Source organism: Xenorhabdus kozodoii (assembly GCF_002632875.1).
Lineage (GTDB): Bacteria > Pseudomonadota > Gammaproteobacteria > Enterobacterales > Enterobacteriaceae > Xenorhabdus > Xenorhabdus kozodoii.
On sequence record NZ_NJCX01000042.1, the window covers coordinates 1 to 11,501 of the forward strand.

Sequence of the window (11,501 nt, forward strand, 5' to 3'; positions counted from 1 at the left end):
TTATCACGCTGGATACCTTCCCGCTGACCCCCAATGGCAAACTCGACCGCCAGGCATTGCCGGCACCGGATTTATCCGCTGTCGCTGCCCGTCGCTATGCAGCGCCGGTCGGTGAGACTGAAATCGCCCTGGCGCAAATCTGGCAAGAGTTGCTGGGGTTAGAACAAGTGGGTCGCTACGACAATTTCTTCGAACTGGGTGGGCATTCCCTGCTTGCCGTTCAACTGGCGGCACGCGTCCGGCAAACATTGGCACGGGAGTTGCCGTTACAGACGCTCTTTGAACAACCGGTCTTGATGCCGTTGGCGCAAACGCTCGCTGACACGTCAACCACCACGCAGATCACCATTCCGGTGGCGGATCGCAGCCAACCCTTGCCGCTGTCGTTTGCCCAACAGCGCTTATGGTTCCTCGGCCAACTCGACCCGGCGGCCAGTCTGGCTTACCATATCCCGATGGCGCTGCGCCTGACCGGCCAGCTTCATCGCCGCGCTTTGACCGACGCACTCGACCATCTGGTCGCCCGCCATGAAAGTTTGCGTACCCGCTTTGGGCTGGTTGCTGGCCAGCCTTGCCAGCATATCGATCCGGCGGAGACTGGCTTTACCCTGTCTTATCAAGATTTGCGTCCATTGGCACCGGAAGTACAGGACAACCGGATCGCGGAATTAACGGCACTCGACGCGCAGACGCCGTTTGACTTTACCCAAGGCTCGCTGCTCCGTGGTCACTTGCTGCAACTGGCCGATGAAGAGCATCTCTTGCTGCTGACGCAACACCATATTATTTCTGATGGTTGGTCTATCGGGGTATTGTTACATGAACTCAGTGAGCTTTATCGCGCCCTCCTTGCAGGTCAAGACACGCCTTTAGCACCACTCCCCATTCAGTATGCCGACTATACCGTCTGGCAACGTCACTGGCTGCAAGAGGCCACGCTCATTGCCCAACGCGATTTCTGGTGTACCCAACTTGCCGGGGCGCCGGCCTTATTGACATTACCGACCGATCGGCCACGCCCGGCGGTGCAATCCTATGTTGGCGGCCAGATCCCGGTGCACTTTGATGCCCGTTTATTGGCTTCGCTGAAAAAACTGGGGCAGCGCCATAACGCCACCTTGTTTATGACGGTACTCAGTGCCTGGAGTCTCGTATTGAACCGGCTCAGTGGGCAGGAGGATATCGTTATCGGCACCCCCATCGCTAACCGGCCACACCAGGAGCTGGAAGGCTTAATCGGGTTCTTCGTTAACACGCTGGCGCTGCGCATCACTTTCAGGGATGACCTTAGTGTGGCGGATCTGCTTGCCCAAGTGCGGGAACAGACCTTAGCGGCCTACGCCCATCAGGATCTGCCCTTTGAACAGGTGGTGGAAGCCCTCCAGCCGGAACGCAGTCTGAGTTACAGCCCTCTCTTTCAGGTGATGCTGGCCTTAAACAACACGCCACGACACCTCTCTCTCCAGGAGTCCAGGTTACCTGATTTGCAACTCACCCTCGTCGAGCAGGCACACCAGAGCGCTCACTTTGATTTAACTTTGTCATTGACCGAAACCGAAACCGGGTTGGCCGGAGAATTGGCTTATGCTACTGATTTATTTGATGCCACGACCATTGAACGGCTGGCGGGCTATTTAACCCATGTACTGGCCGCTATGGTGAGCGATGAAACCCAGCCCATTGCCACATTGCCGATGCTGCCGGCCTCGGAGCGGCAACAACTGCTGGAAGGCTTCAATGCCGGCCAGACGGATTTCCCGCAAGAGGCCTTGATCCACCAAGGGTTTGAAGCGCAAGCCGCACAACATCCCGACAGAATTGCAGTCGTCTTTGAGGCGCAAACCCTGAGCTATGGCGAACTCAATCGTCGTGCCAACCGGTTAGCCCACCACCTGATGGCACGGGGCGTGCGGCCGGATGATCGGGTCGCGATTTGTGTCGAGCGCAGCCTGGAAATGGTGGTCGGGTTGCTGGCTGTCCTGAAAGCCGGTGGCGCTTATGTGCCGCTCGACCCCGCTTACCCCGCCGACCGGCTAGCCTATATACTGGACGATGCCGCACCGGTCGCCTTGCTGACACAAACAACATTATGCGACAAACTGAACAGTGAGTTGCCTGTGGTCTTGCTGGATACCCCAGAAACACTGGCCACGCAACCCGATGACAATCCAGATGTACCAGCGCAGGGACTGACATCCCGTCATCTGGCCTACATCATATACACATCGGGATCAACCGGCACCCCCAAAGGGGTGATGGTCGAGCACGCTAATGTCATCCGCCTGCTAGCCGCCACACAGTCCCGTTTCCAGTTTGATGACCAAGATGTCTGGACCCTGTTCCACTCGTTTGCTTTCGATTTCTCCGTCTGGGAACTCTGGGGTGCCCTGGCTTACGGCGGCCGGCTGGTCATTATCTCCGCCGAGTGTGCCCGTTCACCACAACTGTTTTATTCGCTACTGTGCCGTGAACACGTCACGATCCTGAACCAGACCCCCAGTGCTTTCCGTCCGTTAATTTCCGCCCAGGATACGACGGCACATTCCCTGCGGTGCATTATTTTTGGCGGCGAAGCCCTGGAATTACACACGCTTGCCCCGTGGGTGGCTCGCAACCCGACGGCGCAAACCCGTCTGGTCAATATGTATGGCATCACCGAAATTACCGTTCATGCCACCTATCGGGAACTCACCGAAGTCGATATCCACTCAGGGAAGGGCAGTTTGATTGGCCAGCCTCTGGCTGACCTGCGGATCTATATTCTCGATCCCCACGGGCATCCGGTGCCGCTTGGGGTGGCGGGGGAAATGTATATCGTCGGAGCTGGTGTCGCCCGTGGTTACCTCAACCGTCCCGAACTGACGGCCGAGCGTTTCCTTGCCGATCCGTTCTGCCCGGATTCGGCTGCCCGGATGTACAAAACCGGTGACCTCGGCCGCTGGCTGCCGGATGGCACAATTGAATACCTTGGCCGGAATGATTTTCAGGTCAAACTGCGCGGCTTCCGTATCGAGCTGGGAGAAATCGAGGCCAGACTGACCCAATGTGACGGGGTGCGTGAAGCGGTGGTGATCGCCCGCGCAGACGAACCCGGACAAAAACGGCTGGTCGCCTATTTGCGGCCAGAGGACGGGATGGTACTGGTGCCGGCGGCATTGCGGGAGCAACTCAGCCAGCATCTGGCGGATTATATGCTGCCCAGTGCCTTTGTGACCTTGGAAACTTTCCCGCTCACCCCTAACGGCAAACTCGACCGCAAGGCGCTGCCAGCCCCGGATGTCTCCGCGGTTGTCACTCGCCACTATGAAGCCCCCGTGGGTGAAACCGAAACCGCCCTGGCGCGGATCTGGCAAGATTTACTGGGACTGGAACAAGTCAGCCGCCATGACCACTTCTTTGAACTCGGCGGCCATTCCCTGATGATTGTCAGTTTGATCGAAGCGCTGCGTCATCTGGGCTGGCAACTCGATGTTCGCAGCGTGTTTATCGCGCCGATCCTCGTCAATATGGCTCAGGCTATCCAGCGTGACGTCAGCGCCTTTATCGTGCCCCCCAACCGTATCCCCGAAGGTTGTACGGCTATCACGCCCGATATGCTGCCTTTGGCTTCCCTGTCCCAAATCGACATTGATACCCTTGTTACCACGGTTGTGGGCGGTGCGGCCAATGTGCAGGATATCTATCCGCTGGCACCGTTGCAGGCAGGGATCTTGTTCCATCATCTGTTACAGGCGCAAGGGGATAATTATCTGCTGCAAAGTTTGCTGGCTTTCAATACCCGTGAGCGCCTCAATGCCTTTTTAGCGGCGCTGCAACAAGTCATCGACCGGCATGATATTCTGCGCACCGCCATTTGCTGGCAAGATTTGGCACAACCGATGCAGGTGGTCTGGCGTCAGGCACCGCTGACTATCCGTGAATTTACCCCGACCACAACGGACGATATTCCGGCGCAATTACTGGCGCACACCGATCCACGCCGGCACCGTATTGACCTGGATCGCGCCCCGCTGTTTGCCGCCGATATCGCCCCCAATCCGGCACAAAATGAATGGTTGCTGGCGTTGCGGTTCCATCATCTGGTCAGTGACCATATGACACTGGAGCTGATCCTTGCCGAAATTGCACTCATCTTGCAGGACAAGGCAGATAAATTGCCCGCGGTATTGCCCTATCGCAATTTTATCGCGCAAATCCTGGGAACACCGGCCGCCGACCACGAGGCGTATTTCCGCAGCCGGCTGGCGGATATTGATGAACCCACCGCACCGTTTGGTGTGCTCAAGCTACAAACTGACAACGACTTCGTGACTGAGGCACGCCTGCCTGTCGCCCCCGATTTAGCCAACGCTATCCGTACTCAGGCGCGTCGTTTCGGGGTCAGCCCCAGTGTGCTGTTCCATGTCGCGTGGGCGCAAGTGCTGGCACAAACCAGCGGCCGCGATGACGTGGTGTTTGGCTCCGTACTCTCCGGCCGTCTGCAAGGCGGTGCGGGGGCGGATCAAATACTGGGGATGTTTATTAACACCCTGCCCCTGCGCATTTCTCTGGGCGAGCGCACAGTCCAGGACATCGTGCAGGAAACCTATCACAATGTGATCGCCTTGCTGGAGCATGAGCAGGCACCGTTAGTGCTGGCACAACAGTGCAGTGGCGTAGCCCAACCCCTGCCGTTGTTCAGCAGCTTGCTGAATTATCGTCATAGCCCATCGGATGAAACCGGCGCGGTTGATACCCTCTGGGCCGATATCCGTATTTTGGCCGCCGAAGAACGCACTAACTATCCTATCTCCTTATCAGTGGATGATTTAGGCGACGGTTTCCTGCTCAGTACCCTGGCCGTAACCGGCATTGCGCCGGAGCGCATCAACACCTATCTGGCAACCGCCATCCGCGGTTTGGTCGATGCCCTGGTTCACCACCCGCAACAAGCAATACGGGATATCCCCATCTTGCCGGTAGCAGAGCGACAACAACTGCTGGTGGAGTTCAATGCCACCCAGGTCGATTTCCCGCAAGGGGCGTTTATCCACCAACGGTTTGAGGCGCAGGCCGCACAAGCGCCCGACGCGATCGCTGTTGTCTACCAAGGCCAAACCCTGAGCTATGAAGAATTAAACCGCCGTGCCAACCAGTTAGCCCATCACCTGATTGGGCTGGGGGTGCGTCCCGATGATCGGGTTGCCATCTGTGTCGAACGCAGCCCGGAGATGGTGATCGGTTTGCTGGCTGTCCTCAAGGCGGGGGGCGCTTATGTCCCGCTCTCCCCCACTTACCCGCCCGAACGGCTGGCCTATGTGCTGGATGATGCGGCGCCGGTGGTATTACTGACCCAGACATCACTGATTGACCGACTAGGCAGTCACCTGCCTACCGTGCTACTTGATGCCCCGGTTTTCGACAATAGCGCGGAAAATAATCCTGATCCACAAGTGCTGGGGCTGACTTCACATCATCTGGCCTATGTCATCTATACCTCTGGCTCCACCGGCCAACCCAAAGGGGTGATGGTGGAACACGCCGGGTTCAGCAATTACCTGCAATGGGGGCTGAGTTACTATGTCACGACCAGACCCACCGACAGCATCGTGTCAGCCCCGTTTGCGTTTGATGCCACCGTCTCCAGCCTTTATTTACCCCTGCTGTGTGGCGGCAAACTGCACCTGATCCGTGAAGGCCAGGCGCTGACTGAGTTGGTGCCCGCACTGTTATCCCCCGCGATAGCCGCCGCCACACTGGTTAATGTCACCCCGACCCATTTCGCGGCAATCGGTCAGGCATTACGGCTGGAAAAACGAACCTGTCCTGCCCGTTGTTTCATCGTCGGTGGGGAGGTGCTCCCCCAATCCGTCGTCGCCCTTTGGCGTGATCTGTCACCGGATTCACGCATTATCAACGAATATGGCCCCACCGAAACGGTGGTGGGTTGCCTCACGTTTGATACCCATCATCAGGCGAGTAGCGTTGACAACATTCCCATCGGGAAACCGATCGCCAATAGCCAAATTTATATTCTGGATACCCAGAAACAGCCCGTGCCCCTTGGGGTAAGCGGTGAGATTTACATTGGCGGTGCGGGGGTATCCCGCGGTTACCTCAACCGGCCGGCACTGACGGCAGACCGTTTTATCCCCGATCCCTTTTCAACCGCGCCCAATGCCCGCCTGTACAAGACCGGCGACCTCGGCCGCTGGCTGCCCGACGGCAATATCGACTACCTTGGCCGCAACGATTTTCAGGTCAAGATACGCGGTTTCCGCATTGAATTGGGCGAAATTGAAAACCGGCTGGTTGGCTGTAAAGGCGTCAGGGAAGCGGTGGTGATCGCCCGTGCAGAGGAAAACGGTGATAAGCGTCTGGTGGCTTACCTGATCCCACAACCGGACGTCACGCTCACCCCCGCCGATCTGCGCGAACAATTGAGTGCCAGCTTGCTGGAACACATGCTTCCCAGTGCCTTTGTCACGCTGGATGCTTTCCCGCTCACGCCTAACGGCAAACTCGACCGCAACGCGCTGCCGGCACCGGATTTAGCGGCGGTGATTACCCGTCGCTATGAAGCCCCCATCGGTGAAATGGAAATCGCCCTGGCCCAGATTTGGCAAACGTTGCTGGGGTTGGAACAAGTGGGTCGCCACGATAATTTCTTTGAACTCGGTGGCCATTCTCTGCTGGCTGTCCAACTGGTCGCACATATACACCAAAAACTGGCACGGGATTTGTCACTACAGCAACTCTTTGACCAACCCGTTCTGATGCAGTTGGCGCAAACGCTGACCGGTGCATCGACAATGGTGCAGATAGTGATCCCACCCGCTGATCGCAGCCAGCCGTTGCCCCTTTCCTTTGCCCAGCAAAGGCTCTGGTTCCTCAGCCAGCTCGATCCGGCAGCCAGCCTGGCTTACCATATCCCTGTGGCATTACGCCTGACGGGACCGCTTGATCGCCCTGCCTTGGCGCGGGCATTCGACTATCTGGTCGCCCGCCATGAAAGTTTGCGTACCCGCTTTGTGCTCATTTCCGGCCAACCTTGCCAGCACATTGATGCGGCGGAGATTGGCCTTGCCCTGCCTTACCAGGATCTGCGCCCATTGGCACCGCAAGCACAAGACAGCCGCATGGCGGAATTAACGGCACGCGAAGCACAAACACCTTTTGACTTTACCCAAGGCCGACTGATCCGCGGTCACTTGCTGCAACTGGCCGATGAAGAACATGCCTTGCTGCTGACGCAGCACCATATTATCTCTGATGGCTGGTCCAACGGTGTGCTGTTGCATGAACTCAGTGTGCTTTATCACGCCATCCTTGACGATAAAGACGCGCCGTTACCGCCACAGTCCATTCAGTATGCCGACTATGCCGTCTGGCAACGTCACTGGTTGCAAGAGGCGGCGCTGACAGCACAACGTGATTTCTGGTGCAAGCAGCTTGCAGATGCGCCAGCCTTACTGACACTGCCGACTGACCACCCGCGCCCCGCGCTACAATCTTTCGTGGGCAACCGGGTTCCTGTTCACCTTGATGCCAGCTTATTGGATGCCCTGAAAAAGCTGGGGCAGCGCCATAACGCCACCTTGTTTATGACGGTGCTCAGTGCCTGGAGTCTGGTACTGAATCGGCTCAGCGGGCAGGAGGATATTGTTATCGGCACCCCGGTGGCTAACCGCCCGCACCCTGAGCTGGAAGGGGTAATCGGGTTCTTCGTTAACACGCTGGCGCTGCGCATCACCTGCAATGATGATCTCCGTGTCGCGGATTTGCTTGCCCAGGTGCGGGAACGGGCACTGGCTGCTTATGCCCATCAGGATCTGCCCTTTGAGCAGGTGGTGGAAGCGCTCCAGCCGGAACGCAATCTCAGCTACAGCCCGATTTTTCAGGTGATGCTGGCTTTAGACAATACCCCCACCCAGGCGCTGGCATTTCCCCATCTCCAATGTTCACCCATTGAGCAAATGCATCCCAGCGCCCACTTTGACTTAACCTTGTCATTGGCCGAAACCGAGGCCGGTCTGGTCGGTGAACTGGAATATGTCAGCGATTTATTCGACACCGCAACCGTTGAGCGGATCGTCGGCTATTTCAGCAATATTTTAGCGGCGATGGTGGCGGATGAAACCCAGCTCATTGCCACGTTGCCGATGCTGCCCGCCTCGGAGCGGCAACAACTGCTGGTGGATTTCAATCCCACCCAGGCGGATTTCCCGCAAGCCGCGTTAATTCACCAACGGTTTGAGGCGCAGGCCGCACAGCATCCCGACAATCTTGCCGCGGTCTTTGAGGATCACACGCTCAGCTACGGGGAGTTAAACCGCCGCGCCAATCAGTTAGCCCATCACCTGATTGGATTGGGAGTGCGGCCGGATGATCGGGTGGCGATTTGTGTCGAACGTAGCCTTGAGATGGTGGTCGGCTTGCTGGCTGTCCTGAAAGCCGGCGCTGCCTATGTGCCCCTCGATCCGGACTACCCCGCCGACCGGCTGGCCTATATGCTGGACGATGCAGCACCAGTGGTGTTACTGACCCAGGCGTCATTAGTGGCGACACTACGCAGTGACCGACCCACCGTGCAGCTTGACACCGTATCCTTCGATGGCTCCGCAACAAATAATCCTGATGCCGGTGTCCTCCCGCATCATCTGGCTTATGTTATCTACACCTCTGGCTCTACGGGGCTGCCCAAAGGGGTGATGGTTGAACATCGTGGCCTGTACAACCTCACTCAGGCACAAATTGCAGCATTCCATATCACCGCCCACTCCCGACTGTTGCAATTTGCTTCTTTCAGCTTTGATGCCTGCATCTCTGAAATTGCCACTACCTTGTGCCAGGGGGCTTGCCTGATCCTGGCCTCCCGTGAAGCGCTATTACCCGGTGAGGCCCTGATGAGTACCTTGAAAACTCAGGCGATCACCCATGTCACCCTTCCTCCTGTTGCAGCGGGTGCCTTAACGCCGGGTGCTGAATTGCCCGACCTGTCCGTTCTGGTGCTGGCCGGCGAAGCCTGCTCATCGGCGTTAGTCAGGCGTTGGGCAACAGGCCAACGGATTATCATCAATGCCTATGGGCCAACAGAATCCACGGTTTGTGCCACCCTCTCCCCGTGTGATCCCCAAAAGGAAAGCGCGCCACCAATAGGCCGGCCTATCGTGAATACCCAAATTTATATTCTGGACCCCCACGGCCAGCCGGTTCCTCGCGGTGTGGCGGGGGAAATTTATATCGGCGGGGTGGGCGTCGCCCGTGGTTCCCTCAACCGCCCCGAACTGACGGCCGAACGTTTTCTAGCCGATCCTTTCGCTGCCAAGCCGGGCGCTCGCCTGTACAAGACCGGTGACCTCGGCCGCTGGCTGCCCGACGGCAATATTGACTACCTTGGCCGCAATGATTTTCAGGTCAAACTGCGCGGCTTCCGTATCGAGCTGGGGGAAATCGAGGCCCGGCTGACCCAATGTGACGGGGTGCGCGAAGCGGTGGTCATCGCCCGCGAAGACGAACCCGGCCAGAAACGGCTGGTCGCCTACCTGCGACCAGAGGACGGGGCGGAACGGGTGCCGACGGCATTGCGGGAGCAACTCAGCCAGTATCTGGCGGACTATATGCTACCCAGTGCCTTTGTGGCACTGGACAGCTTCCCGCTGACGCCCAACGGCAAACTCGACCGCAAGGCGCTGCCGGCACCGGATTTAGCGGCGGTTGCCACTCGCGACTATGCCGCGCCGGTCGGTGAGAGAGAAATCGCCCTGTCCCAGATCTGGCAAAACTTGCTGGGACTGGAACAAGTCAGCCGCCATGACCATTTCTTTGAACTCGGCGGCCATTCGCTGATGATTGTCAGCCTGATCGAAGGGCTGCGTCATCGGGGCTGGCGGCTCGACATTCGTAGCGTATTTGCCACCCCGATTCTGGCTGAAATGGCGCAGGCTATCCGGCATGACACCGAGACGTTTGTCGTGCCCCCTAACCTGATCCCAGCGGGTTGCGCTGCCCTTACGCCGGACAAGCTACCGTTGGTTTCGCTCACCCAAGGTGAGATTGATACCATCGTTGGGCAGGTGCCGGGCGGGGTAAGCAATGTGCAGGATATTTACCCGCTGGCGCCGTTGCAGGCCGGGATCTTGTTCCATCATCTGTTACAGGCGCAAGGGGATAACTATCTGCAACAGAGTTTGCTCGCATTCGATACCCGTGAGCGGCTTGATCGCTTTCTGGCAGCGTTGCAACAGGTTATCGACCGGCATGATATTTTGCGTACCGCCATTTATTGGCAAGGACTGGAACAACCGGTGCAAGCGGTCTGGCGTCAGGCGTCGCTGGCTATCCGTGAATTCACCCCGGCCAGCCCGGACGATATTCCCGCCCAGTTACTGGCGCACACCGATCCACGCCAGCACCGTCTCAATATCAGCCAGGCGCCACTCTTTGCCACCGATATCACCCACGATCCGGCGCAAGATGAGTGGTTGCTGGCGCTGCGCTTCCACCATCTGGTCAGTGACCATGTCACGTTGGATCTGATTTTTGCCGAAATTGCCTTACTCTTGCAGGACAAGACAGCGCAATTGCCGGCAGTATTACCTTACCGCAACTTTATCGCGCAAACCTTGCATACCCCCATTGCCGAGCATGAAGCCTATTTCCGCAGCCAACTGGCGGATATTGATGAACCCACGGCACCGTTTGGCGTCATTGACGTAAAAATTGGCAATGACCTTGTCACGAAAGCGCAATTCTCTATCGCCCCTGAGCTCACAAAAGCGATCCGCACCCAGGCGCGTCGTTTCGGGGTCAGCCCCAGTGTGCTGTTCCATGTGGCCTGGGCACAGGTGCTGGCACAAACCAGCGGCCGCGAGGATGTGGTGTTTGGCTCTGTGCTGCTCGGCCGGCTGCAAGGCGGCGCCGGGGCGGATCAAATACTGGGGATGTTTATCAACACCCTGCCCCTGCGCCTCTCGCTGGGCGGGCGTTCGGTACAGGACATTGTACAGGAAACCTACCAGCACCTGAGCGAACTGCTGGATCATGAACAAACACCGCTGGCCATTGCCCAGCGTTGCAGTGGCGTGGAACCGCCCCTGCCGCTGTTCAGTACCTTACTGAATTATCGCCATAGCCCATCGGGTGAAACCGAGGCGGTTGAGGCTATCTGGGCGGGCATCCGGGTTTTGTCCGCCGAGGAGCGCACCAACTATCCCATCACCCTGTCGGTGGATGATTTGGGCGACGGTTTCCAACTGACCGCCCTGACCATAGCCGAGATTGCGCCGGCACGGATCAATACCTATCTGGCGACGGCCATTCGTGGGTTGGTTGAGGCTTTAACGCACAACCCGCAACAAGACATTCGGGATATCCCGATCTTGCCGGCGGCAGAGCGGCAACAATTGCTGGGGGATTTCAACGCCACCCAAACGGATTTCCCGCAAGACGCGTTCATCCACCAACTATTTGAAGCACAGGCAGAACAGCATCCCGACAGCCTTGCCGCGGTCTTTGAGGAT

General features: G+C 57.9%; 1 protein-coding gene. It reads left to right on the forward strand.

Annotation, left to right across the window (positions count from 1 at the left end; all coding sequences use genetic code 11):
- On the forward strand, nt 1-11,501 hold an 11,501-nt coding region (locus Xkoz_RS18200), incomplete at both ends, for a non-ribosomal peptide synthetase (protein ID WP_141554442.1).